17 protein-coding genes are annotated in these 25,734 nt (G+C 70.6%); 9 read left to right on the top strand and 8 right to left on the bottom strand.

Annotation, left to right across the window (positions count from 1 at the left end; genetic code table 11):
* Positions 1 to 26 precede the first annotated feature (26 nt).
* The 5 genes from AAC691_RS20500 to AAC691_RS20480 form a co-directional block, all read right to left on the bottom strand.
* Positions 27 to 1,622: a DHA2 family efflux MFS transporter permease subunit gene (locus tag AAC691_RS20500; RefSeq protein WP_342628269.1), complete on the bottom strand. Its 1,596-nt coding sequence runs from the start codon at positions 1,620 to 1,622 to the stop codon at positions 27 to 29.
* Complete coding sequence (locus AAC691_RS20495) at positions 1,619 to 2,725, bottom strand: HlyD family secretion protein (protein ID WP_323990424.1); 1,107 nt, start codon at positions 2,723 to 2,725, stop codon at positions 1,619 to 1,621. The genes AAC691_RS20500 and AAC691_RS20495 overlap by 4 nt, the downstream gene beginning before the upstream one ends.
* A 239-nt stretch (positions 2,726 to 2,964) precedes the next feature.
* Positions 2,965 to 4,812 (bottom strand): ABC transporter ATP-binding protein, encoded by a 1,848-nt coding sequence (locus tag AAC691_RS20490; RefSeq protein WP_342628268.1) that lies wholly within the window; start codon positions 4,810 to 4,812, stop codon positions 2,965 to 2,967.
* A gap of 93 nt (positions 4,813 to 4,905) precedes the next feature.
* A complete protein-coding gene (locus AAC691_RS20485) occupies positions 4,906 to 6,189 on the bottom strand; it encodes a CCA tRNA nucleotidyltransferase (RefSeq protein WP_408906116.1) in 1,284 nt (427 codons plus the stop codon).
* 47 nt (positions 6,190 to 6,236) lie between these two features.
* Complete coding sequence (locus AAC691_RS20480; protein ID WP_342628267.1) at positions 6,237 to 6,827, bottom strand: DUF1285 domain-containing protein; 591 nt, start codon at positions 6,825 to 6,827, stop codon at positions 6,237 to 6,239.
* Here AAC691_RS20480 and AAC691_RS20475 point away from each other — a divergent pair.
* The 6 genes from AAC691_RS20475 to AAC691_RS20450 all read left to right on the top strand — a co-directional run bounded on the left by AAC691_RS20475 (position 6,826) and on the right by AAC691_RS20450 (position 15,038).
* Entirely contained in the window at positions 6,826 to 6,972 is a 147-nt protein-coding gene (locus tag AAC691_RS20475; RefSeq protein WP_342628266.1) for a hypothetical protein, read from the top strand. The two genes, AAC691_RS20480 and AAC691_RS20475, sit on opposite strands and share 2 nt — an antisense overlap.
* A 131-nt stretch (positions 6,973 to 7,103) precedes the next feature.
* The gene (locus AAC691_RS20470; protein ID WP_342628265.1) at positions 7,104 to 8,180 is read left to right on the top strand and encodes a MoxR family ATPase; all 1,077 of its coding nucleotides are present in this window, start codon (positions 7,104 to 7,106) and stop codon (positions 8,178 to 8,180) included.
* An 8-nt stretch (positions 8,181 to 8,188) separates the two neighbouring features.
* Positions 8,189 to 9,256, top strand: a complete 1,068-nt coding sequence (locus AAC691_RS20465) for a DUF58 domain-containing protein (protein ID WP_342628264.1) — start codon at positions 8,189 to 8,191, stop codon at positions 9,254 to 9,256.
* The gene (locus AAC691_RS20460) at positions 9,253 to 12,078 is read left to right on the top strand and encodes a DUF4159 domain-containing protein (protein ID WP_342628263.1); all 2,826 of its coding nucleotides are present in this window, start codon (positions 9,253 to 9,255) and stop codon (positions 12,076 to 12,078) included. Before AAC691_RS20465 ends, AAC691_RS20460 begins: the two co-directional genes overlap by 4 nt.
* A gap of 2 nt (positions 12,079 to 12,080) precedes the next feature.
* Positions 12,081 to 14,225 carry a VWA domain-containing protein gene (locus tag AAC691_RS20455; protein WP_342628262.1) on the top strand — a complete coding sequence of 715 codons (2,145 nt, stop codon included), beginning with the start codon at positions 12,081 to 12,083 and terminating at the stop codon, positions 14,223 to 14,225.
* 192 nt (positions 14,226 to 14,417) lie between these two features.
* Positions 14,418 to 15,038, top strand: a complete 621-nt coding sequence (locus AAC691_RS20450; protein WP_342628261.1) for an ankyrin repeat domain-containing protein — start codon at positions 14,418 to 14,420, stop codon at positions 15,036 to 15,038.
* Between the two features lie 76 nt (positions 15,039 to 15,114).
* On the opposite strand, the gene AAC691_RS20445 is transcribed toward AAC691_RS20450, so the two are convergent.
* The 3 genes from AAC691_RS20445 to AAC691_RS20435 all read right to left on the bottom strand — a co-directional run bounded on the left by AAC691_RS20445 (position 15,115) and on the right by AAC691_RS20435 (position 17,413).
* Positions 15,115 to 16,275 (bottom strand): DNA methyltransferase, encoded by a 1,161-nt coding sequence (locus AAC691_RS20445; RefSeq protein WP_342628260.1) that lies wholly within the window; start codon positions 16,273 to 16,275, stop codon positions 15,115 to 15,117.
* Positions 16,272 to 16,919, bottom strand: coding sequence for a ribonuclease HII (locus AAC691_RS20440; protein ID WP_342628259.1), 648 nt, complete (start codon positions 16,917 to 16,919; stop codon positions 16,272 to 16,274). Before AAC691_RS20440 ends, AAC691_RS20445 begins: the two co-directional genes overlap by 4 nt.
* A gap of 185 nt (positions 16,920 to 17,104) precedes the next feature.
* Positions 17,105 to 17,413: a CsbD family protein gene (locus AAC691_RS20435; protein WP_342628258.1), complete on the bottom strand. Its 309-nt coding sequence runs from the start codon at positions 17,411 to 17,413 to the stop codon at positions 17,105 to 17,107.
* A gap of 367 nt (positions 17,414 to 17,780) precedes the next feature.
* On the opposite strand from AAC691_RS20435, the gene AAC691_RS20430 reads away from it, so the two are divergent.
* From AAC691_RS20430 to AAC691_RS20420, 3 genes are read left to right on the top strand one after another with little or no spacing between them, the layout of a single operon-like run.
* On the top strand, positions 17,781 to 19,226 hold the full coding sequence (locus AAC691_RS20430; RefSeq protein WP_342628257.1) for an MdtA/MuxA family multidrug efflux RND transporter periplasmic adaptor subunit: 1,446 nt from the start codon (positions 17,781 to 17,783) through the stop codon (positions 19,224 to 19,226).
* A 45-nt stretch (positions 19,227 to 19,271) separates the two neighbouring features.
* Positions 19,272 to 22,433 carry an efflux RND transporter permease subunit gene (locus tag AAC691_RS20425; protein WP_342628256.1) on the top strand — a complete coding sequence of 1,054 codons (3,162 nt, stop codon included), beginning with the start codon at positions 19,272 to 19,274 and terminating at the stop codon, positions 22,431 to 22,433.
* Positions 22,430 to 25,729 carry an efflux RND transporter permease subunit gene (locus tag AAC691_RS20420; RefSeq protein ID WP_342628255.1) on the top strand — a complete coding sequence of 1,100 codons (3,300 nt, stop codon included), beginning with the start codon at positions 22,430 to 22,432 and terminating at the stop codon, positions 25,727 to 25,729. The genes AAC691_RS20425 and AAC691_RS20420 overlap by 4 nt, the downstream gene beginning before the upstream one ends.
* Positions 25,730 to 25,734 lie beyond the last annotated feature (5 nt).

Raw genomic sequence — 25,734 nt, 5'->3', positions numbered from 1 at the left:
GATGCCCGCCGCTCAATATCCGCCGCTCAATGTCCACCGCCGCTGGGTCGGCCGCCGCCGCGGATCGGCGAGAGCAGGAAGCAGAACGGCACCACCATGAAGGCGCCCATCCCCAGGATCATGAACAGCTCGTTATAGGCCAGCATCGAGATCTGGCGCGTATATTCGACATAGAGATGCTGCCGGGCCGTGGCCTCGATCGCGGCGGGGGCCACGCCGTGCGCGGCGGCGAATTGCCGCGCCCGGGCCAGATAGTCGAGATAAGGCTGCCGGAACGGCGTCATCCAGTGCACCATCTGCGACTGATGGGCCTGACGCAGGTTGGTGATCATCGCCGTCGAGCCGGAAATCGCGATCGAGCCCAGCACGTTGCGCGCCATGCTGTACAGCGCCGAGGCATCGGCGTTCAGGGCGCGCGGCAGGGTGGCGTAGGTGATCGTCGAGATCGGCACGAAGAGGAAGGCCAGGCTGGCGGTCTGGCTCATGCGGAACAGGACCAGGTGGCGGAAATCGATCGTGGGCGTCAGGTGCGCCGAGAGGAACATCGACACGCCCATGAAGGCGAAGCCGAAGGCGATCAGGGCGCGCAGGCTGAAGAATTTCATCAGCCGCCCGATGATCGGGATCAGGATGATGACGGCGACGCCGCCCGGCGACAGGACGAAGCCCGCCAGGGTGGCCGTGTAGCCGATCACCTGCTGCGCGAATTGCGGCACGATGACCGCCGAGGCGTAGAGCAGCGCGCCGACCGCGCCGATCAGCGCCGTGCCGGTGGCGAAATTGCGGTCCTTGAAGACGCGTAGATCGACCGCCGGCCGCTTGGCCGTCAGCAGCCAGAGGATCGCCCCGCCGATGCCCAGCACCGCGAAGGTCGCGGTGGTGCGGATCATGGACGAGCCGAACCAGTCATCGTCCTCGCCCCGGTCGGCGGTGACTTCGAGGCAGCCGAAGCCCACGGCGATCAGGCTGATGCCCACGATGTCCAGCGGGGCCTTCTGCTTGCGCGCCCACGGGGGGTCGTCGAGCAGCAGCGAGATCGCGAAGGTCGCGGCCAGGCCGATCGGCACGTTGATGAAGAAGATCCAGCGCCAGGAATAATTGTCGGTGATCCAGCCGCCCAAAGCCGGGCCGAGGACCGGCCCCACGATCGTGGCGATCGCCGTGAGCCCGAAGGCGGCGGCGCGCTTTTCGGGCGGGAACGTGTCCAGGATGATCGATTGCTGGTTCGGCTGCAGGCCGCCGCCGAAGAAGCCCTGCATCAGGCGGAAGATGATCAACTGCGTCAGGCTGCCCGAAATGCCGCACAGGAAGGACGACACCGAGAACATGAAGATGCAGATCAGGAAATAGCGCTTGCGCCCCAGCAGCTTGCCCAGCCAGCCGGAGATGGTCAGCACGATGCCGTTCGCCACCAGGTAGGAGGTGAGCGCCCAGGTGGCGTCGTCGTAGCTGGAGGAGAGCGAGCCCGCGATATGCGGCAGGGACACGTTGACGATGGTGGTGTCCAGGATTTCCATGAAGGCCGCGACCGTGACCACGACCGCGATCAGCCACGGGTTGCCCCGCGGCTTCCAGGGCTCTTCCGCCCCGGCGGGGGCGGCTGGGGGGGAATCGGTGCTCACCGCGTGTGCACCGTCGGCTCGACGGACATGCCCAGCGACAGCGGACGGTCGGCGCGCAGGCCGCTGTCGATCAGGATCTTCACCGGGACGCGCTGGACGATCTTGACGAAGTTGCCGGTGGCGTTTTCCGGCGGGAAGGCGCTGAAGGTGGCGCCGGTGCCGAGCTGGATCGAATCCACGTGGCCGCGCAGCCGGAGCGACGGGTAGGAATCGACCGCGATATCGACCGTCTGCCCGGGGCGCATGTCGGTGATCTGCGTTTCCTTGTAGTTGGCCGTCACCCACATTTCGGGCTCGACGATCGAGAAGAGGGCCTGGCCCTCGGAGACGAAGCTGCCGCGTTCGATGCTGCGCTGCGAGATCCAACCGTCATGCGGGGCGCGGATCTCGGTCCAGCCGAGATTCAGGACGGCCTGGGCGAGCTGGGCCTGGGCCTGGGCCGTCTGGGCGTCATACTGGCTGACGCGGGTCTGGGTGGTCTGGATATTGGCCTGCACCGGCTCGGCGATGGCGAGATTGCCCTGGGCCTGGAGCAACTGGGCGCGGGCGGCCTGCAGCGCGGCGGTGGCGTAGTCGATATCCTGCTGCGTGGTGGCGGCGCGGGCGACCGCGTGCTGGCGGCGATAATCGGTTTCGGCCCGGAATTGCTGGGCCTGGGCGGCCAGGAGCTGGCCCTGGGCGGCGGTCAATCGGCCGGGAAAGTCCTTCTGCGCCACCAGCAGGCCGTACTGGGCGCCCGCCGCCTGGGCGCGCGCGATGTCCAGCGTGGCCGCGGCATTGTCGCGCGCCGCGCGATAGTCGCGGTCGTCGATCCGGGCGAGGAGCTGGCCGGCATGGACGAACTGGTTGTCGTTGACCAGCAGTTCGGTGATGTAGCCGCGGACATGCGGGGCGATCGTCACCGCGCGGCCGGCAACGAAGGCGTCGTCGGTTTCGATGTCGTAGCGGGTCAGGAACCAGTGGACCCCCGCCCCGACGGCGACGATCGCGACGAAGGCCAGCAGCCCGATCCGGATCGCGGGGTTGGCTTTCCTGGGCTTGGGAGTCTTCCCGGACGCGTCGTCCGGCTTGCCGCCTGAACTTGCGCCGTCTTGATCGGCCATGCGATTCCTCTTGCTTCCAGCGTGTGCCGCGAACGGAATCACGCGGCGGGCCCGTTTCCGCCCCGCCGTGGCCGCCGCCGCCCCGTTGACCGAACCGGTCGGTCAATCCATGACACGAAGAGTCCGATCCATCAACCGCCCCCCGGAGGCGGAAGCGCGAAAAAAAATGCGCGCCCGCCGGGGGGCGGGCCGCGCATGAACAGGTCAACCGGTTGTTTTAAAAGATATTTATGGATGGTCTATAATTCAAACGCCTGGGTGCGGACCATGCGGGCATACAGGCCGTTGGCTTCGACCAGTTCGGCGTGGGTGCCGCATTCGACACCTTGTCCGTCGGCCAGCACCACCACCAGGTCGGCGGAGCGCACGGTCGAGAGGCGGTGGGCGACCACGATGGTGGTGCGGCCGCGCCGCAGATGGGCCAGCGCGTGCTGGACCAGAGCCTCGCTTTCGCTGTCGAGCGCGCTGGTGGCCTCGTCCAGCAGCAGGACGCGGGGGTCGCGCAGCAGGGCGCGGGCCAGGGCGACGCGCTGGCGCTGGCCGCCCGACAGGCGCTGGCCGCCCGGCCCGACCCGGGTGGCGAAGCCGTCGGGCAGGGTGTCGATGAAGGATTCCGCCGCGGCGGCCCGGGCGGCGGCGCGGATGTCGGCGTCGGTCGCGGCGGGGCGGCCGATGCGGATATTCTCGGCCACCGACAGGTCGAACAGCATCGTGTCCTGGCTGACATAGGCGATGGCGTCGCGCAGGTCGGCCAGGCGCAGCGCGCGCAGGTCGATGCCGTCCAGCCGGATGCGGCCGGCGCTGACATCGTGCAGGCGGGGGATCAGCGACAGGGCGGTGGATTTGCCGGCCCCCGAGGGGCCGACCAGCGCCACGGTCAGGCCGGGCCGGGCCTCGAAGCTGAGCCCGTCGAGGCCGACGCGGCCGTCCGGATAGCGGAAGGAGGCGGCTTCGAAACACAGATGGCCGTTGCCGGCCGGCAGCGCGAGCGCGTCGCCGGCCTCGACGACGTCGGCCGGTTCGTCGAGCACGGCGAAGATGCGCACGAGACCGGCCAGCCCTTCCTGCAGGGCGGCGTTCAGCGAGCCCAGCGCGCGCAGCGGCCGGGCGGCCAGCAGCAGGGCGGCGACGAAGCCGGAGAAATCGCCCAGGGTCGCGCCGCCGAGCGCCGCGCGCCAGCCGGCGAAGCCGAGCACGGCGGCGACCGCGCTGCCGCCCAGTACCTCGAGCAGCGGATCGACCCGCGCGCGGCCGCGCGCGATGCGCATCAACGCATGCTGCAGCAGGTCGAGCGCGTGGCTGACCCGGCGTTCCTCGCTGCCCTCCAGGCGGTAGACGCGCACCGTGCGGGCCTGCGCGAAGCTTTCGGTCAGCAGGGCCGAGGTTTCGCCCATGCGTTCCTGCATGCCGCCCGAGGCGCGGCGGACCCGCTTGCCCAGCCGCTGGATCGGCACGGCGGCGATCGGATACAGCACCGCCGCGATCAGGCTGAGTTCCCAGTCCATGTAGAACATCGACACCACCAGGCCGGCGACGGTGACCACGTCGCCCAGCGAATTGGTGGCGCGGATCATCGCCTCGCGGATCGCCACCGCGTCGGTGGTGAAGCGGGCGGCCAACTGGGCCGGGGCCTCGCGCTCGATCCGCGCGATGTCGGTATGGACCAGGTGGGCGAACATCGTGCCCTGGAGGCCGCGGATGACGATCAGCACCAGGTTCTGCACCGCCACCGTCTGGGCGTATTGCGACAGGGCCTTGGCCGCCGTGATCATCACCACCAGGGCCGGCACCTGGTAGAGGATGCGCGGGTCATGGGCGGCGAACATGTCCAGCGCGCGCTGGATGACCAGCGGATAGAGGCCGGTCAGCGACGCCATCAGCACCGTCAGCACGAGCACCGAGACGATGCGGCCGCGATGTTTGCGGACTTCCTCGCGCCACAGGCGGCGCAGCAGGGCGGTGGTGCCGTCCGGGGCGGCGGGGGCGGCCGGGAGGGAAGTGCTCGGAGGGGTGGCGGCATCGGGCGCGGCCGCGGATGGCGGCGCGCCGGGAGACGCAGGAGAGGACCGTGGCGGGATGACGTTCATGGGGCCCTTTAACAAGCAGTCCGCGGCGAGAAAAGTAATGGAACGTAATCGTGGGCCCGAATGCGCCGGACCGGGATGCTGCGGTTTCGCCGGTCAGGAGGGCGGTGGAGGCGCTGCCAGCAGCCGCGTCAGGCAGGCCAGGCAGTCGCGTCGCCCGGCATGGCAGCCCCCCGCCATCCACCAGGCGCGGAGCCGGGCCAGGATCTGTCCGACATGCGGCCCGGGGGCCGCGCCGGCAGCCAGCACGTCCCGCCCGGCCACGGGGAAGACCGGACGCGGGCGGGCCAGCAGGTCGGCGCGCAGCGCGTCCCAGTCCGGCGACGGGGCGCCCAGCCGTTGCGCCTGTTCGCGCCAGCTTCGGCGGACCAGGGCATCGGCCGGCTCATCGGCCAGCAGCCGGCGGCGGGCGTCGTCGTCCGATGCCGGATCGGGGGCCGGGCCGGCGCGCATGGCGGCCAGGGACGCGGCCTCGGCCCGCGAGAGGCGCAGGCGGGCGGCCAGATCCCCGGCCGGGGCCCGGGCGAGCATGCCCAGGCGGAGCACCGGATCGGGCGGCGCGCCGCAGGCGAGCAAGCGCTCCAGGGCAGGAATATCGTAGGCTGGTATGTCGTGTCCCTGCCCGGCTGCGTGTCCCTGTCCGGCTTCGCTCGGGGGCAGCAGGCGTGCCAGGACGCCCGTCCGGTCCATGAGGCGCAGCGTCTCGACCAGCGCGGGGCCGGCCAGGATGCGGCGCAGTTCGGACCAGACGCGTTCGGCGGACAGGCGGGACAGGCCGCCGGTCTCTGCCGTGGCCGCCGCCACGATCGCCGCCATGGCCGGGGCGTCGGGCGTGCCGCGCCCGTAGCGGGCATGGAAGCGGAAGAAGCGCAGGATGCGCAGCGCGTCCTCGGCGATGCGGGTGGCGGCGTCGCCGACGAAGCGCACATGCCCGGCATCCAGGTCGGCGCGGCCGCCGAAATAATCGTGCAGCACGCCATCGCGGCCACAGGACATGGCGTTGATGGTGAAGTCGCGCCGGGCTGCGTCCTCGGCCCAGTCACCGGTCCAGGCGACGACCGCATGGCGGCCGTCGGTCCGTTCGTCGCGGCGCAGGGTGGTGATTTCATAGGGCCGGCCGTCGAGCACGGCGGTGACCGTGCCGTGGGCGAGGCCGGTCGCCACCACCTTGATCCCCGCCCGGCGCAGCAGGTCCAGCACGCGTTCGGGGGATTCGGGTGTGGCGAGATCGAGATCAGCGACCGGGCGGCGCGCGATCAGGTCGCGCACCACCCCGCCCACCAGCCGGGCCTGCGGCAGGACCTGCCACAGGCGGCACAGGCCCGCGTAGCCTTCGGGCAGGGACGCCGCCAGGCGGCCGAGCAGGTCGTCGTCCGCCAGATCGTCGTCTCCTGCCCCGGCCCGATCGCCGCCCGCCGGATCGCGGGTCACGCGGGGAAGTCTTCCTGGGGGAAGTCTTCCTGGGGGAGGTCCGCCGGGGACAGGCGCGAGAGGGGGAAGAAGACGTTCTGGCTCCAGACCCCCAGGCAGGGTACGCCGCGGCAGGCGCCGGGCACCGCGAGGGCGGCGAGTTCGTAATAGACCGCGCGGGCGATCCGGGCCTGGATGGCGTAGTCGCCCGCGCCGTCGCGCACATGCAGGTAGGGGACCGGCCCGGCGCCGCAATCCGCGCCGGGCATGTCCCAGTCCGCGTGGATCGGATGGTCGGGGCCGGCGCAGACCACCAGGTCGACATTGGTGCGGAAGGACAGGACCTGGTCGCGGCCGCAGCCGGTCCAGTGCAGTTCGACCGCGACCAGGGGCGCGTCCTCGACCGTGATGGTGCCGCGTTCGGTGGGGGTTTCCAGCCAGTAGGCGCCCTGCGCGTCGCGCGTGAGCACCGAGGCGAACAGGCAGATCATCGGCTTGCGGCGGATGGGCGTGCCGCGATACAGCCAGGTGCCGTCGCGCTTGACGAGGAACGGCAGCGGGCCGCAGGGTTCGGCGTCCGCGGCGCGGCGCGGCGGGACGGGCGGCATGACGGAGGGCCCCAAGGCGGGCATCACAGCGGGCGTCACGGCGGGCATCACAGGGGGCTTCACGGTGGGCCGGCAAGGCAGCGCGGCGCCGGTCGACGCACTGGTCAACAGCCCAGCCGGCGCCCTGGCGGCGCCCATGTCGTGATCGTCAGCCAACTGCCTCTACCCACGCCCGTTGAACCATTCGTCCCGATATAGGGATCATCACCGGCTTGATGAACCCCCCACGGCTTGATCAAACCTTGATGAAACCCCCAGACATGTCAGATTGAAGAGATGACGATATCGGACGCCCTGCCCCATGCCACCGCACCGGATGCGACGCGCGCCCCGCCCCAGGCGGCCCCCGAGGCGGCCCCCGGGATCGATACCGGCATCGCCGGCGACATTGCCCTGGCCGACCGGCTGGGCGCCAGCCTGCAGGCCGCGCGGGCCGAGATCGGGCGGATCATCCATGGCCAGAGCACGGTGATCGACCAGACCCTGGTCAGCATCCTGGCCGGGGGCCACACACTGCTGGTCGGCGCGCCGGGACTGGGCAAGACCAAGCTGGTCACCACGCTGGGCATCGTGCTGGGGCTGGATGCGCGGCGCGTGCAGTTCACGCCCGACCTGATGCCGTCGGACATCACCGGCAGCGAGATCCTGGACGAGGACGAGCATGGGCATCGCAGCTTCCGCTTCGTGCGCGGGCCGGTCTTCTGCCAGTTGCTGATGGCCGACGAGATCAACCGCGCCAGCCCGCGCACGCAATCGGCGCTGCTGCAGGCGATGCAGGAGCACCGGGTGGCGATCGCCGGCACCGACCACGCGCTGCCCAGCCCGTTCCATGTGCTGGCCACCCAGAACCCGATTGAACAGGAAGGGACCTATCCGCTGCCGGAAGCGCAACTGGACCGGTTCATGCTGCAGATTCCGCTGACCTTTCCCGATGCGGCCGCCGAGCGGACCATGCTGCTGGCCACCACGGGAGCCGAGGACGCGGCGCCGGTGCCGGTGCTGAGCGACCGCGCGCTGGCCGAGGCGCAGCGCCTGGTGCGCGCGCTGCCGGTGGGCGACAAGGTGGTGGACGCGATCGTGCGGCTGGTGCGCGAGGCCCGGCCCGAGACCACCAGCGACCCGCGCCTGCGCGAGGCGCTGGCATGGGGGCCGGGCCCGCGCGCGGCGCAGGCGCTGATGCTGACCAGCCGGGCGCGGGCGCTGATGGACGGGCGCCTGTCCCCCAGCATCGACGACATCGCCGCCCTGGCGCGGCCGGTGCTGGCGCACCGCATGGCCCTGAGCTTTGCCGCCCGGGCCGAGAACAGGAGCCTGCCCGAACTGATCGACGGCTTGCTGGGCACCCTGGACTGATTGCCGCGGTGACGCGATCCGCCATCCTGCGCCGCCTTCTGGCGCGCGTCCGGCCGTGGTCGGACGGCGTGGCCTTGCGGGAACCCGAGTCCCGTGCCGCGCCATCGGGTGCCCCGCCGCTGCCGCCGGCGGCTGGAACTTTGGCACCAGAGACCCTGGCACCAGATACCCTGGCGGCGGAGACCCTGGCAGCACGCATGCCTGATCTGCTGCTGGCGGCGCAGCGGATCGCGGCCAGCCTGACCGCCGGGCGGCATGGGCGGCGGCGGGCGGGCCCGGGCGAGGATTTCTGGCAGTTCCGCCCCGCCCAGCCGGGCGAGCCGGTCACCCGCATCGACTGGCGGCAATCGGCGCGGAGCGCCCGCGCCTATGTCCGCGAAACCGAGGCCGAGGCGGCGCAGACCGTGTGCCTGTGGTGCGACCCCAGCGCGTCGATGCGCTGGCGTTCCGGCCGGACGCTGCCGTCCAAGGCCGAGCGGGCGATGCTGATGGGCCTGACATTGGGAGCGGTGCTGCTGCGCGCGGGGGAGCGGGTGCGGCTGCTGGACGCGACGGCCACGATCGACGTCGCGCCGGGCGGGCGGGCGGCGCTGGAGCGGCTGGGGGTGGCGATGCTGCGCGCCATGATTGCGGCGCCCGACAATGTGGCGTTGCCGCATCCGGAGCAGGTGCCCCGCCATGCGCGGGTCGTGCTGCTGACCGATGGGCTGATCGGGGATGGGCCTCTGGCGCGGATGCTGCGCGGGCTGGCGGCCCGGCCGGCGCGGGCCCATCTGCTGCTGGTCAACGACCCGGCCGAGGCCGGCCTGCCCTATGGCGGGCGCGTCCGCTTTGCCGGGCTGGAGGACGAAGCGGAGATGACCCTGTCGGGAGTCGAGGGGGTGCGCGCCGCCTATCGCGACGCCTATGCGCGGCACCAGGCGGACCTGGCCGCGCTGTGCCGCGCCACCGGGCATGACATGATCCGCCACCTGACCGACCAGAGGCCGGAGCAGGCGCTGCTGGCGCTGTATGAGGCCCTGTCGGAAAAGAATCCGTCGGAGAGAGGGGTCGGCCGAAGGGGATTCGGGCCATGATCTTCCAGGCGCCATGGCTGCTGGCGGCGCTGGCGGTGCTGCCGGCGGTGTGGCTGCTGCTGCGTGCGCTGCCGCCGGCGCCGCGGCGGCAGGTCTTTCCGGCGATCATGCTGCTGCGTGGCCTGCATGCGAAGGTGACCGAGGCGGCCACCGCGCCGCCCTGGCTGCTGCTGCTGCGCTGCGCGGCGCTGGGGCTGATGATCGTCGGGCTGGCCGGGCCGGTGGTGCCGCGCCAGGCGGCCGATGACGCGCTGCCGGGCGATCCGCTGCTGGTCGTCGACGATGGGTGGGCCGCCGTGCCGGGCTGGCCGCGTCGACTGGCGGCGCTGGATGCCGTGCTGGACCGGGCGGCCCGCGCCGGGCGGCGGGCGCGGCTGCTGACTACGGCGCCGGGGCCGGACGACGCGGCGCCGGAGGCGGGCGCGGTGATGTCGCCCGGCCTGCTGCGCGGCATGGTGGACACGATGCGGCCCATGCCGTGGGGCACCGATCGGGCGGAAGCGGCGCGGGCGCTGCGCCGCCTGGCGGCCGGTGGGTGGCGGGGGCCGGTGGTCTATGTCACGGACGGGCTGGCGGGGCCGGGCGATGCGGCGTTCGCCACGGCACTGGCGGCGATCGGCCCGGTGCGGACCCTGCGCGCGCCCGAGGCGACGATCGCGGCGCTGGTCCCCCCATCCCAAAACGAGGCGTCCCGAAATGACGGGTCGCAGAATGACGGGTCGCACAATGACGGGCTGCGGGTGGCGCTGGACGTGCTGCCGCAGCCGCAGCCGCGGCAATGGACCGTGCGGGCCGAAACGGCGGATGGCGGCGTGCTGACGCTGGTGCCCGTTGCGGTGCCGGCGGGGGCGGACCGCGCGGCGGGCCGGGCCGCGATCCCGGTCGAGCTGCGCAACCGGATCGACCGGCTGGTGCTGCAGGAGATGCCGGGGCCGGCCGGGGTGCGGCTGCTGGACGAGGGCGACCGGCGGCGGCCGGTCGGGCTGATCGGGGTGGCGGAGACCGATACGCCGCTGGTGGGACCGCTGTTCTATCTGCGGCGGGCGCTGGCGCCGACGGCGGAACTGCGCGAGGGAAGCGTGGCCGGGCTGCTGGCGCGGCCGCTTTCGGTGCTGATCGCTCCGGACGGGGCGCTGGACAGCCCTGCCGCCCGCCAGGCGGTGGCCGGCTGGGTGCGCAAGGGCGGGATGCTGGTCCGCTTTGCCGGGCCGCTGCTGAATGCCGTGCCGGACGGCGCGCTGGCCGGCGCCCCCGACGCGGCGCCGGACGACGCGGACGGGGAAACCGCGGCGGCGGCCCCGCCGCGCGACGATCTGCTGCCCGTGCCGCTGATGGAGGGCGAGCGCCAACTGGGCGGGGCGATGTCCTGGGGCAAGCCGGAGCATCTGGCCCCCTTCCCCGACGAATCGCCCTTTCACGGGCTGGCGATCCCGGCGGACGTGACCGTGTCGCGCCAGGTGCTGGCGCGGCCGGGGCCGGAACTGGCCGACCATAGCTGGGCGCGGCTGGCCGACGGGACGCCGCTGGTCACTCATGCCGCGCTGGGGGCCGGCGAGATCGTGCTGTTTCATGTGACCAGCACCGCGGACTGGTCGGACCTGCCGCTGTCGGGCCTGTTCGTGGGGATGCTGCGCCGCCTGACCGAGCGCGCGGCCGGGGTGGAGACCCCGGCGGGGCACGCGATGCTCGCCCCCTACATGACGCTGGACGACGCGGCGGTGCTGGGCCCGCCGCCGCCCGGGGCGCGGGCGCTGGCGGCGGATGCGTTCGGCCGCGCGGCGGCGTCGGCCGCCCATCCGCCCGGGCTGTACGGCCCCCGCGCGGCGCGGCGGGCGCTGAACCTGGGCGATGCGGCCGGTCCGCTGGCCGCGCAGGCGGCGATCGGCCGGACCATGAGCCTGAGCGGCGCGGCGCGCGACATCGTGCCGGGGCCGGACCTGGTGGCCGCCGGGCTGCTGCTGCTGGTGGCGGATGCGCTGCTGACGCTGCTGCTGCGGGCGGGGCGGCTGGGTGGAAAGCGGGGCCGAGCGGTGCTGGGGCTGGCGGTATTGCTGGCGGGCGGGCCGGCCACCTCCGCGCGGGCGGCGGAGGCGGTGCCGGGCGCCGCGCTGGAGACGCGGCTGGGATATGTCCTGACCGGGCATGCGGACGTGGACAACGTGTCGCGCGAAGGGCTGCAGGGCCTGTCGGATTATGCCAATGCCCGGACCTCGGCCGTGCTGGGCCATCCGGACGGCGTGGTGCCGGGGCGCGACGACCTGTCCTATTACCCCATGCTGTACTGGCCGGTCACGGCGGACGCGAAGGCCGATCCGGCGCGCAGCGCGGCGCTGAACGCCTATATGCGCCATGGGGGGATCCTGCTGATCGACGGGCAGGGGGTCGATCCCGCCGGCCCGGAGGCGGCGCATGACGATTTCGCGGCCCCGGCGCCGGGCAGCCTGGCGGCGCTGCGACGGATGACCGAGGGGCTGGACGTTCCGCCGCTGACCCGGCTGACCGACCGGCACGTGCTGGCGCATACATTCTACCTGCTGCATGATTTTCCGGGCCGGTATGACGGGCTGCCGGTCTGGGTGGCGCGCGAGGGCGACAGCAGCAATGACGGGGTCAGCCCCGTGATCATCGGCGCCAGCGACTGGGCGCATGCCTGGGCGGTGGATGCGCAGGGCGACACGCCCTATGCCACCATGCCGGCCGGCGACGCGCAGCGCGTGACGGCGTACCGGTTCGGGGTGAACGCGGTGCTGTATGCGCTGACCGGCAATTACAAGGCCGACCAGGTCCATGTGCCGGCGCTGCTGCGGCGGCTGGGGGAATGACGATGCCCGGCCCGCACGCGCTGCGCCTCGATTTTACGGCGATCGATTATGCGCCGCTGGTGCCGGCGGCGGTCCTGTACGGGCTGGCGGCGCTGGTGGTGCTGGCCGGGGTTGCGGGGCTGGCGCGGCGGGCGCGCGGCACGCTGTGGCGCGTGGCGGCGGGCGCTGTGCTGCTGCTGTGGCTGGCGGGGCCCGAGCGCATTCGCGACGTGGGGCAGAGCCTGCCCGAGACCGCGCTGCTGGTGGTGGACCAGACGCCGTCGATGGCGATCGGCCAGCGCGCGGCGGTCGCCCGGCGCGCGGCGGAGCTGATCCAGGCGCAGGCGGCGCGCCTGCCGGGGCTGTCGGTCCGCATGGTGACGGTGCGCGGCGGCCGCCATGACGGCACGCGCCTGTTCGCGGCGCTGGACGAGGCGGCGGCGGACATTCCGCCCGCGCGGCTGGCCGGCGCGATCCTGGTGACGGACGGGCAGGACCACGATCTGCCGTCCGTGCCGCCGGAGCGGTTGCGCCCGGCGGGCGCCGACGGGCGCCGCGCCGTTCTGCCGCTGCATGTGCTGCTGACCGGACAGGGCGAGGAGACGGACCGGCGGCTGCGCATCCTGCAGGCGCCGCCTTATGCCATCGTCGGCCAGACCGCGACCCTGCGGGTGGAGGTGGACGACCTGGGCCCGCACCCGGCGGCCGACGGCCGGGCGGACCTGACCCTGACCCAGGGCGGCGAGGCGCCGCTGCACGAACGCATCCGCACCGGGACGCCGCAGGAGATCACCCTGCCGATCACCCGGCCCGGGCCGCTGCTGGTGGGGCTGACGGCCTCGGCGCTGCCCGGCGAGGTCTCGACCGCGAACAACCAGGACGTGGTGCGGATCAACGGCGTGCGCGACCGGCTGCGCGTGCTGCTGGTCTCGGGCACGCCGAACCAGGGCGAGCGGGTCTGGCGGCGGCTGCTGAAGGCCGACCCGTCGGTCGACCTGGTGCATTTCACCATCCTGCGGCCGCCCGACAAGGATGACGGCACGCCGCTGTCGGACCTGGCGCTGATCGCCTTTCCGGTGCGCGAGCTGTTCCAGCAGAAGATCGGGCAGTTCGACCTGATCATCCTGGACGGGTTCGAGAACCGGGCGATCCTGCCGCGGACCTATCTGGAGAACATCGCCGACTATGTGCGGGGCGGCGGCGGGCTGCTGCTGATCGGGGGGCCGGAATTCCTGGGCCCGGGATCGCTGCAGGACACGCCGGTGGGCGACATCCTGCCGGCGCACGTGCCCGAGGCGGGGGGCATGGTCGAGCAGCGTTTCCGCCCCGCATTGACCCCGGCCGGCCACCGCCACCCGGTGACCGCCGACCTGCCGGGCGCGGGCAGCGCGCCGGACGGCCATGATGCGCAATGGGGGCCGTGGTATCGCGCGCTGAAGGCCGATACCACGCGCGGCACGGTGCTGATGGACGGTCCGGACCATACGCCGCTGCTGGTGCTGGACCGGGTGGAGCGCGGGCGGGTGGCGCTGCTGCTGTCCGACCAGATCTGGCTGTGGTCGCATGGCGAGGGCGGCGGCGGCCCGCAATCGGACCTGCTGCGGCGGGTCTCGCACTGGCTGATGAAGGAGCCGGAGCTGGAGGAGGAGCAACTGAGCGCCGCGATCGCCGACGGCAGGCTGGTGGTGACGCACCGCACCGCCGCAGCGACGGGCCCGCGCGACGTGGCGATCACCGCGCCGGACGGCACGACGCGGCGCGTGGCGCTGCATCCGGTGGCGACCGGGGTGTCGGAAGCGGAATTGCCGGCGGCGCAGCCCGGGATCTGGACGGCGGATGACGGCACCCATCGCGCTTTCGCGGCCCCGGTGAGCGCCGATCCGCTGGAGTTTTCCGACCTGCGCGCGACCGCCGCCCTGCTGTCGCCCCAGGCGGCGCGGACGGGGGGCGGCGTGTCCTGGCTGGGCGCGGATGCGGCGCATCCGGCATTGCCCGTGCTGCATGCGCCGGCCGCCGGCGCGGTGTCGGGACCCGGATGGATCGGCTTTCCGCAACGCGATGCGCGGCTGGTCACCGGGCGGACGGCGCGGCCCCTGCTGCCGGGCTGGGTGGTGGCGGTGCTGGCCGGCGGGCTGCTGCTGCTGGGCTGGTGGCGCGAGGGAAGGTGAAGGGACGGACATGCAACGCGCTTCATTGGCAAAACGTTCATGATTGCACAGGGACGCAGTGCGATTTCCGTCGCATCCCCATGGGATCTGGACTATGAAGGGGCGCCGGCCCGACCCGCGCCCTTCTGGCGGCCAGCATCCGCCCCGGACAGGGTGCCCCTGTCATCGAGACGAGTGTCACTGAGACGATCCATGATTGCCAGAAACGCCATCCGCCTTCTATTCATCGCGCTGCTGGCCGGCGGAGCGGTGTTTGTCGCCCCCATGCAGTTCGCCCACGCCCAGAGCGACGACGACGCGGAGGCCGAGGCCGAGGCGGCCGACGCCGCCAAGCAGGCCGAGGCCCGCCGTGCCGCCAAGGCCGCGGCCCCGCCGGCCGCCCTGCCCGGCGCGGAATCCAACGAGGAGGTCGCCGGGCACGCCAATGGCGACATGAACCCGACCGACGCGCTGTTCGACGCGGTCAATCGCGGCAGCCTGAACGCGGCCAAGGAGGCGCTGAACCGTGGCGCGGACATGGAAGCGCACAACGTGCTGGGCCAGACGCCGCTGGACATGGCGATCGACCTGAACCGCAACGACATCACCTTTCTGCTGCTGTCGCTGCGCACGCTGAACGACGGCCATGTGATCGCGGCGTCGACGACCAATTCGGGCGTCGAGATGCGCAACGGCAGCGGCCATATCAGCATCAACGGCAGCAGCCACGGCAAGCGCGGCAGCGGCGTGATGGTGACGGCGACCCACCGCTATGCCCAGGATGGCGGGACGGCGCAGCCCGAAATCGGCTTTCTGGGCTTCGGCGGGAGCTGACCCGCCAGCCTGGACGATGCCCCCGGGACGAATGCCCCCTGGATGGTGACTGACGGCGGGTGAGGCGCGCGGGGTGTCAGCCCGTGCCGCCGTCCTGGACGTCGCCTGCCTGGATGTTGCCGTCCTGAACGTGGCTGTCCTGGACGTTACCGTCCTGGGTCAGCGCTTCGCCCCTGAGCGTGTCGAGGGGGATCATCCGGTCGTCGCGCTGCAGGTGCCAGAAGGTCCAGCCATTGCAGGACGGCGCGTTGGTCAGCAGGGCCCCCAGCTTGTGGATCGAGCCGCGTTGCGTGCCGCTGACCAGTGTGCCGTCGGGCGAGACGGTGGCCGAGACGCGCTTCTGACGATCGTAGAGCAGGGTGCCGGCGGGCAGCAGGCCGCGTTCGACCAGGCTGCCGAAGGGGATGCGCGGGATTTCGCGCTTGGCCGGCGTGGTCAGCACGCTGTCCAGCGGCACCGGGCGTTCGCGGCGGGCGCGGCCTATCGCGGCCTCGGCATAGTCCGGGTGGCGTTCGATGCCGATATAGCGGCGGCGCAGGCGGCGGGCCATGGCGGTGGTCGTGCCGGTGCCGGCGAACGGGTCGAGCACGATGTCGTCGACATTGGTCGAAGCGATCAGCACGCGATGCAGCAGGCTTTCGGGCTTCTGCGTCGGGTGCAGTTTCAGCCCGTGGGCGTTGCGCAGCCGCTCGCCCCCGGTGCAGAGCGGCAGGTACCAGTCCGAGCGCATCTGCACGTCGTCGTTCAGCGCCTTCATCGCCTGGTAGTTGAAGCGATAGCGGCTGTCCGGCCCGCGCGCCGCCCAGATCAGGGTCTCGTGCGCGTTGGTGAAGCGCCGGCCGCGGAAATTCGGCATCGGGTTGGATTTGCGCCAGATGATGTCGTTGAGGATCCAGAATCCCAGATCCTGCAGGATGGCGCCGAGGCGGAAGATGTTGTGATACGAGCCGATCACCCAGATCGTGCCGTCCTTGCGCAGCAGGCGCCGGGCTTCGGCCAGCCAGGCGCGGGTGAAGCGGTCATATTCCGCGAGATCGGCGAATTTGTCCCAATCGTCGTCGACGCCGTCCACCACGCTGTCGTCGGGGCGGCGCAGTTCGCCACGCAACTGCAGATTGTATGGCGGATCGGCGAAGATGCAGTCGATCGAACCCGTGGGCAAGGTCTGCATCACCTCGACGCAGTCGCCGCGCAGGATCTGGTCGAGGGGCAGTTCCATCAGGACGGCGCCGCTCATGACATCGCCCCGAGGCCGGAATCCTGCCGCGCGGCCAGGTCGAGCGCCAACTGGCGGACCGTGCCGAACGCGTCGCGATGGTGCGGCGTGGCGCCGGCCCGGTGCAGCGCGTCGCGATGTGCGGCGGTGGCGTAGCCGGCATTGCGTTCCCACCCATAGGCGGGCCAGCGCCGCGACAGCCGCTCCATCAGCCGGTCGCGGGTGACCTTGGCGACGATCGAGGCGGCGGCGATCGACAGGCATTCGCCGTCGCCGCCGACGACGCATTCGACCGGGCAGCCGAAATCGGGCGCGGCGTTGCCGTCCACCAGCACCATGTCGGGCGCGCAGGGCAGGCGCGCCACCGCGCGGCGCATGGCCAGGAAAGCGGCGTGCAGGATGTTGAGGCGCGCGATTTCGGCGACCGAGGCGGCCGCCACTGCGACATGCGCGCCGCGCGCGGCCCGCAGCGCGGCATAGGCGCGCAGGCGCGCCGGCGGACTCAATTTCTTGGAATCGTCCAGGAGCGCGGCCAGCCGGCGCGGCACGCCGGATTCGAACATCACCGCGGCCGCCACCACGGGCCCGGCCAGCGGTCCGCGTCCGACTTCGTCCACCCCGGCGACTCGGCCGCCATGCTGCAACTCACGCGCGTAATCCGGCATCCACCCCTTCCCGATCGGTGGCGCATCGGGCGCCGCCGCCCGATTCGCACACCGAATCACGTCCTGACTGGATGGAAACCATCTTTACGCCATGTTGCGCAAGATGCTGATTCCACGACGAGTCCTTTCAAACGGAAAAAAATTGTCCCGCTTGCGACTCGACCGGGGCGAAGGGCGGAGGAAATTCAGGCCTTCGCCTTGCGCCACGGCAGGACCAGCAGCCCGAGCAGCAGGCCGATGCAGGCGGCGATCCCGACCGAGACCAGGGGACGGTCCTGGATGAACAGAACGGCCTGCTCGATGCGGCTTTCGCCTTCCTCGTACAGATCGGCGAATTCCTGGCGGGCGACGCCCGCGATCTCGTCGGCCTTGCCTTCGGCCTGCAGGCCGAGGTCGCCGGTCAGGCCGCCGGCCGCGTCCTTGAGCTTGCCCACGCCTTCCTGGACCGCGCCTTCCGCCTTATCGGCGAATGCCTCGTTGCTGGAGTCCGTCATGCATTTCCTCCTGTTTCGGATCATGCCGCCTTGGGGTCGAAAACGGATCGGCCGGGCCGGGGTTGCGCGCCTGGGCGGGGCCGGCGGGACGACCCGCGGGGCAAGGCTATCGCTTCCGCCACGATCCCGCCATCCGCCAGGGTGAAAATGCGACATGGCGGCATGGGCGCGGCGTCGAAAAAGCGTGCCGGCGGATCTTGAGGCGGATCTTGGGCGGCCACCGACAAACTGTTACATTTCTACACCGACTATAAGAGGGATTTAACATCATTTGCCGGTGTACCTGCTACACAGTGCCGGCAGAGCGCGTGTTGAGACGCAAACGTCATCGGCGGACGTCGTAGGATTTGAGGAAGACCTGACCACCATGGACAAACCGACACTGGACCCCTCGGACACGCCCGCGCACCAGACGCCGCCCGGTCCGGGGCGGACGGATGCGGCCGGGACCGGCACGGCCCCTGCCCGGGGCAGGCGGCGGCGCCGCTTCCTGCTGTGGGGGACCGCGCTGGTCGGCGCCGGAGTGATCGCCGCGGCCTTTTTGCGGCCGCACGCGCCGACGGGCGGCGGGCGCCATGGCCGCCATGCGAACACCGGGGCCCAGCCGGTGGCGGTGGCCAGCGTGCATAGCGGCGACATGCCGATCGAACTGACCGAACTGGGCACCGTGGTGCCCATCACCACCGTGACGGTCCAGCCGCGGGTGGACGGCTATCTGACGCGGGTCCTGTTCACCGAAGGCCAGCATGTGAAGAAGGGCGACCTGCTGGCGATGATCGACACGCGGCCGTACGACGTGGCGCTGGAGCAATATGAGGGGCAACTGGCGTCGGACCGCGCGCAGCTCGACCAGGCGCGCATCGACTACCAGCGCTATCTGCGCCTGTCGCACCAGAACAGCATCGCCGCCCAGACGACCGTGGACCAGCAATACAAGGTGGCGCAACTGGAAGGCACGGTGAAGGTCGACCAGGCCCAGGTCGACAACCAGAAGCTGCAGATCATCTATTGCCACGTGACCGCGCCGGTCGACGGGCGGGTGGGCATCCGCCAGGTCGACATGGGCAACTACGTTACCGCGGGGCAGACCAACGGGCTGGTGATCCTGACGCAGATGCAGCCGATCTCGGTCATCTTCACCCTGCCCGAGACCGAGCTGGGGGCGGTGGCGGACCGGTTGCGCAGCGGCGTGGCCCTGCCGGTCGCGGCCTGGGACAGCAGCAATACGCGCAAGATCGCCGACGGTGCCGTCACTGTGCTGGACAGCCAGATCGATACCTCGACGGGCACGGTGCGCATGCGCGCGATCTTCCCGAACCAGGACGAGACGCTGTTCCCCAACCAGTTCGTCAACGCGCACCTGCTGGTGAATACCGAGCATAACGTGCTGCTGGTGCCGACCACGGCGGTGCAGACCGGCCCGAACGGGCCGTTCGCCTATGTCGTGCAGCCCGACGACACGGTGGCGATCCGCGACATCAGGACCGGGCCGACGCATGGCGACGTCGTGGTCGTGCGATCGGGCCTGAAGGCGGGCGAGCGCGTGGTGACCGACGGGACCGACCGGCTGCATGCCGGCGCGAAGATCACCATCCCCGCGGCCGGCAACACGATCGCCACCGGCGCGCCGGCGGCGGGCGCGAACGGCGGCGGCACGCAGCCTGGCGCGGGCGGCTGGCATCATCGCCGGCATGATGGCGGCCAGGGCAATGGTGGCCAGAATCAGGGTGGCCAGGGTCAGGCTCCGTCGGGGGGCCAGCCCCAGGGTCAGTCTCCAGGCCAGTCCCAGGGCCAGTCCCAGGGCCAGCCGTAAGCGCGCCCGCCCCCTGGTCCGTCGTCCCATGCCGGAGAATCCCGCGTGAATCCGTCCCGCCTGTTTATCGAACGTCCCGTCGCCACGACGCTGCTGATGCTGGCCATCATGCTGGCGGGCATGCTGGGCTATCATTTCCTGCCGGTCTCGGCGCTGCCGCAGGTCGAATATCCGACCATCATGGTCCAGACCTTCTATCCCGGCGCGGGGCCGGACGTGATGGCTACCTCGGTCACCGCGCCGCTGGAGACGCAGTTCGGCCAGATGCCGGGGCTGGACCAGATGACGTCGCAATCCTCGGGCGGGGCGTCGCTGGTGACCCTGCGCTTCGGGCTGACGATGTCGATGGACGTGGCGGAGCAGGAGGTCCAGGCGGCGATCAACCAGGCGCAGATGCTGCTGCCCTCCGACCTGCCGGCGCCGCCGATCTATGCCAAGGTGAACCCGGCGGACACGCCGGTGCTGACCCTGGGCATCACCTCGAAGACGATGCCGCTGACCGACGTCGAGGATTATGTCTATACGCGCCTGGCGCAGAAGATCAGCCAGATTTCCGGCGTGGGCCTGGTCACGCTGTCGGGCGGCAACCGCAAGGCGATCCGGGTGCGGGTCAACGTGCCGAAGCTGACCTCGTTCGGCCTGGACATGGACACGCTGCGCACGACGATCGGCAATGTGAACGTCAATTCGCCCACCGGGACGTTCGACGGGGCGCAGCAGGCGGCGACCCTGCGGGTCGACGGGCAGATCGCGGGCGTGGACCAGTTGCTGAACCAGGTCATCGCCTATCAGAACAGCGGGCCGGTGCGGCTGCGCGACGTGGCGAGCGTGGTGCAGGGACCCGAGAACACCCAGTTGGCCGCCTGGTCGAACCGCACGCCGGCGCTGGTACTGAACGTGCAGCGCCAGCCGGGCGCCAACGTGATCTCGGTCGTCGACAACATCAAATACGCGCTGCCGCAACTGCGCCAGTCGCTGCCGCCCGGGATCACGATCACGCCGCTGACCGACCGGACGACCACGATCCGTGCCTCGGTCGCCGACGTCGAGTTCGAGCTGGGGCTGGCCATGGCGCTGGTGGTGGCGGTGATCTTCGTCTTCCTGCGCAACGTGCCGGCGACGATCATTCCCAGCCTGTCGGTGCCGCTGTCGCTGGTCGGCACGCTGGCGGTGATGTACCTGCTGGGCTTCTCGCTGGATAATCTGTCGCTGATGTCGCTGACGATCGCCACCGGGTTCGTGGTCGACGACGCGATCGTCATGATCGAGAACATCGCCCGCTATATCGAGATGGGCGACGACCGCATGACCGCGGCGCTGAAGGGCGCGGGGGAGATCGGCTTCACCATCATCTCGCTGACCGTGTCGCTGATCGCGGTGCTGATCCCGCTGCTGTTCATGGGCGACGTGGTGGGGCGGCTGTTCCATGAATTCGCCATCACCCTGTCGGTGACGATCATCATCTCGGCGATCGTCTCGCTGACCCTGGTGCCGATGATGTGCGCCCGCCTGCTGAGCGAGCGGCCGCACGGGCCGGGCGCCCATGGCTGGTCGGCCACGGTCGAGCGCTGGACCGAAGGCGTGATCGCCGCCTATGGCCGGGCGCTGGACGTGGTGCTGCGCCACCAGATCCTGACGATGCTGGTCTTCGTGGGCACGCTGGCGCTGACCGGCGTGCTGGCCTGGTTCATTCCCAAGGGTTTCTTCCCCGTGCAGGATACCGGCGTGCTGCAGGGCATTTCGGTGATGGCGCAGACGACGTCGTTCGACGCGATGGCGGCCCACCAGCAGGAACTGGGCAAGCGCATCCTGCAGGATCCGGACGTAGTCAGCCTGTCGTCCTTCATCGGCATCGACGGCCAGAACATGACGCTGAACCAGGGGCGGTTCCTGATCAACCTGAAGCCGCATGACGAACGCAGCGAGACGGCGCGCCAGATCGCGGCCCGCATCCAGCAGGAGGTCGCCGACATCCCGGGCGCCAGCCTGTATCTGCAGCCGGTGCAGGACCTGTCGCTGGACACCACGGTGGCGGCCACCCAGTACCAGTTTTCGCTGGAAAACCCCGATTACGACCAGTTCCGCACCTGGGTGCCGAAATTCGTCGCGGCGCTGCAGAAGGAGCCGGCGCTGGCCGACGTGACGTCCGACCTGCAGGCCGAGGGGCTGGTGGCGCACGTGACGCTGGACCGCACCACCGGGGCGCGGTACTCGATCACGCCGCAGACGATCGACAACGTGCTGTATGATTCGTTCGGCCAGCGGCAGATTTCGACGATCTATACCCAGTCGAACCAGTATCGGGTGATCATGGAGGCCGATCCGGCCTTCCAGAAGGACCTGGCGTCGCTGGGCAAGCTGTATCTGCCGGGGATCGGCGGCAATTCGGGCGGCAGCAGCACGGGGCCGACCCGTTCGCCGACCTCGGGCCTGGTGCCGCTGCCGGCGGTGACCACGGTCACGCGCGGCACGGCGCCGCTGCTGATCACCCATGTGGGGCAGTTCCCGGCCACCACGGTCTCGTTCAACGTGGCGCCGGGCTATGCGCTGGGCGAGGCGACCAATGCGATCGATCGGGTCGAGCGGGCGATGCACCTGCCGGCCAGCTTCGAGACCGCGTTCCAGGGCACGGCGGCGGCGTTCCGCAACAGCCTGGGCAACGAGCTGTGGCTGGTGCTGGCGGCGCTGGTGGCGGTCTATATCGTGCTGGGCATCCTGTACGAGAGCTTCATCCATCCGGTCACCATCCTGTCCACCCTGCCCTCCGCCGGGGTGGGGGCGCTGCTGGCGCTGCAGGTGAGCGGCGCCGGGCTGGACGTGATGGGGATCATCGGGCTGGTGCTGCTGATCGGCATCGTGAAGAAGAACGCGATCATGATGATCGATTTCGCGCTGGAGGCCGAGCGGGTCGAGGGGCTGGCGCCGATGCGCGCGATCCATCGTGCCGCCATGCTGCGCTTCCGGCCGATCCTGATGACCACCCTGGCCGCCATGCTGGGCGCGCTGCCGATGATGATCGGCAGCGGCACCGGGTCCGAGCTGCGGCGCCCGCTGGGCATCGCCATCGTCGGCGGGCTGATGGTCAGCCAGTTGCTGACCCTGTTCACCACCCCGGTCATCTATCTGCTGATGGACCGGATCAGCCTGCGCCTGCGCCGCCGTGGCGGCGCGCCCGGCGGTGACGCGGCGGTCCGGTCGGCGACATGAATCCCGTCCGCCTGTTCGTCCAGCGGCCGGTGGCGACCATGCTGCTGACCCTGGCGCTGATGATCGCGGGGGGAATCGGCTATGACGCGCTGCCGGTCGCGGACCTGCCGAACGTCGATTTCCCGGTGATCCAGGTCATGGCGCGCCAGCCGGGCGGATCGCCCGAGGAGGTCGCCAGTTCGGTCGCGGCCCCGCTGGAGCGCCGGCTGGGGTCGATCGCCGACGTGACCGAGATGACGTCGCAATCGACGCAGGGGCAGGCGCGGATCACGCTGCAGTTCTCGCTGAACCGCGACATCAACGGGGCGGCGCGCGACGTCGAGGCGGCGCTGCAGGCGGCGCGCGCCGACCTGCCGACGTCGCTGCGGCAGAATCCGCAATATTTCAAGGCGAACCCGAACGGGGCGCCGATCATGATCCTGGCGCTGACATCGACGACGCAGCCGATGCCGGCGCTGTACGACATGACGACCAACATCCTGCAGCAGCACCTGTCGCAGATCCGCGGCGTGGGCCAGGTGGAGGTCGGCGGCAGTTCGCTGCCGGCGGTGCGCGTCGAGATGAATCCGCTGCCTCTCTATAAATTCGGGATCGGGTTCGAGGACGTGCGCGCGGCGCTGGCCTCGGCCAATGCCAATACGCCCAAGGGCTTCATCGACCAGAACGACAATCGCTTCACGCTGGATACCAACGACCAGGCCAGCAAGGCCCAGGCCTATCGCGACCTGATCGTCGCCTATCACAACAGCCGGCCGGTGCGGCTGTCGGACGTGGCGCGGGTGAATGACGGGGTCGAGGATCTGCGCAATGCCGGCTATTACAACCGGCAGCAGGCGGTGCTGGCGATCATCTTCGCGCAGTCGGGCGCGAACGTGATCCGCACGATCGACCAGATCAATGCGCAACTGCCGGCGCTGCGCGCCGCGCTGCCGCCCAGCGTGCAGTTGCACAGCGTGCTGGACCGTTCGGTGACCATTCGCGCGGCGCTGGCCGATACGCAATACACGCTGGTGATCTCGGTCGTGCTGGTGGTGCTGGTGGTGCTGGTGTTCCTGCGTTCGGCGCGCACCACGCTGATCCCCGCGATCGTGGTGCCGACCTCGATCGTCGCGACCTTCGGCGCGATGCAGTTGCTGGGCTATTCGCTGGACAACCTGTCGCTGATGGCGCTGACGGTCTCGACCGGGTTCGTGGTCGACGACGCCATCGTGGTGATCGAGAATATCAGCCGGCACCTGGAGGCCGGCGCCGGGCGGCTGGAGGCCACGCTGCTGGGCGCGCAGGAGGTGGCGTTTACCGTCTTCTCGATCTCGGTCTCGCTGATCGCGGTGTTCCTGCCGATCCTGCTGATGGGCGGCGTGGCGGGCCGGCTGTTCCATGAATTCGCGATGACGATGTCGATCACCATCCTGGTGTCGATGATCCTGTCGCTGACGCTGAGCCCGATGATGGCGGCGCAGGTGCTGCGGCCGCATGGCGGGGACGCCGCCGCCTCCGGCCTGTGGCAGCGGGTGGGCGGGATGCTGGAGCGGGGGCTGGACGGGCTGCAGGGTGCCTATGCCGGGATGCTGGACGGCGCGCTGCGCCATCCGCGCGTGATGCTGATGTCCCTGCCCTGCACCGTGCTGCTGATGGTCGCGCTGTTCGTCCACATGCCCAAGGGGTTCTTCCCCGACAGCGATACCGGCCTGCTGATGGGCCGCCTGATGGGGGACCAGTCGATTTCCTTCCAGGCCATGACCCGCCATATGGACCTGGTGCAGCGCGCCATCCTGGCGGATCCGGACGTGGCCGACGTGGTCAGCTTCATCGGCGGCCGCGGATCGGCGAACCAGGCCAATTTCTTCGTCTCGCTGAAGGACAAGGCCGAACGCGCCGATCCGCCCAGCACGACGATCGCGCGGATCGGCTGGCGGCTGCACAACATGGTGGGCGCGCGCTTCTATGCCATGGCGCCCAGCACGCTGCACATGGGGGCGCGGCAGAGCAACGCGGCCTATCAATACACGCTGGAATCGGACTCGCCGACCGAGCTGTATGAATGGACACCCAAGCTGGTCAGCGCATTGCAGGCGCATCCGGAACTGACCGACGTCTCGTCGGACGTGCAGCAGGGGGGATCGGCGCTGAACGTGGCGCTGGACCGCAATACCGCGGCCCGCACCAGCCTGACGCCGCAACTGGTCGCCAACACGCTGTACGACGCCTATGGCCAGCGGGCGGCGTCGGTCATCCATAACGCGCTGAACCAGTATCGGGTGGTGATGGAGGTCGAGCCGCGCTTCTGGCAGAATCCCGACAGCCTGAAGCAGGTCTGGGTCAGTACCGCCGGCGGGACGGCCGGCGGCGGCACGCGGGCGAACACGATCCGCGTGCCCGGCACGGCGGCGGCGAGCGGCGCCGCCGGCCTGAGCAGCCAGTCCTTCCGCAACCAGATCGCCAACAGCCTGGCCGGCGGGAACGGGGCGTCGAACGGATCGGCCGTATCGACCAGTTCCGAGACCATGGTGCCGCTGCAGATCGTATCGAACACGGTGCCGCAACTGACGCCGCTGTCGGTCAACCACCAGGACCAGTCGGTGGCGACCACCGTATCCTTCAACCTGGCGACCGGGGTGCCGCTGGACGAGGCGGTGCAGATCGTCCGGACCGAGATGATCCGGCTGCATATGCCGTCCGACATCCATGGCGGCTTCGCCGGCAATGCGGCGCAGTTCCAGAAATCGGTCAATAACGAGCCGATCCTGATCCTGGCCGCCCTGGCCGCGGTCTATATGGTGCTGGGCATCCTGTACGAGAGCTACATCCATCCGCTGACCATCCTGTCCACCCTGCCTTCGGCCGGGGTCGGGGCGCTGCTGGCGCTGGACCTGGCGGGGGAGGATTTCTCGCTGATCGCGATGATCGGGGTGATCCTGCTGATCGGCATCGTGAAGAAGAACGCGATCATGCTGGTGGATTTCGCCATCGTGGCCGAGCGCGAGGGCGCGAGCCCGCATCATGCGATCCGCACCGCCTGCCTGCTGCGCTTCCGCCCGATCATGATGACGACCCTGGCCGCCGCCCTGGGGGCGCTGCCGCTGATCGTGGGCCATGGCTATGGCTCGGAACTGCGGCGCCCGCTGGGGATCGCCATCGTCGGCGGGCTGGTCGTCAGCCAGGCGCTGACGCTGTTTACCACGCCGGTCGTCTATCTCTATCTCGACCGGCTCGGCGCCTGGTGCCGCGCCCGTTACCTCTCCCTGACCGCCGGCCTGATGGGCCGGCGTGCTCCTCTCTCCCAACAGGATGTCTGAACCGG

The organism is Nguyenibacter vanlangensis (genome assembly GCF_038719015.1).
In the GTDB taxonomy this organism is placed as follows: domain Bacteria; phylum Pseudomonadota; class Alphaproteobacteria; order Acetobacterales; family Acetobacteraceae; genus Gluconacetobacter; species Gluconacetobacter vanlangensis.
Note: the sequence above shows the minus strand (reverse complement) of the source record. Positions and strands in the feature narration are given on the sequence as shown.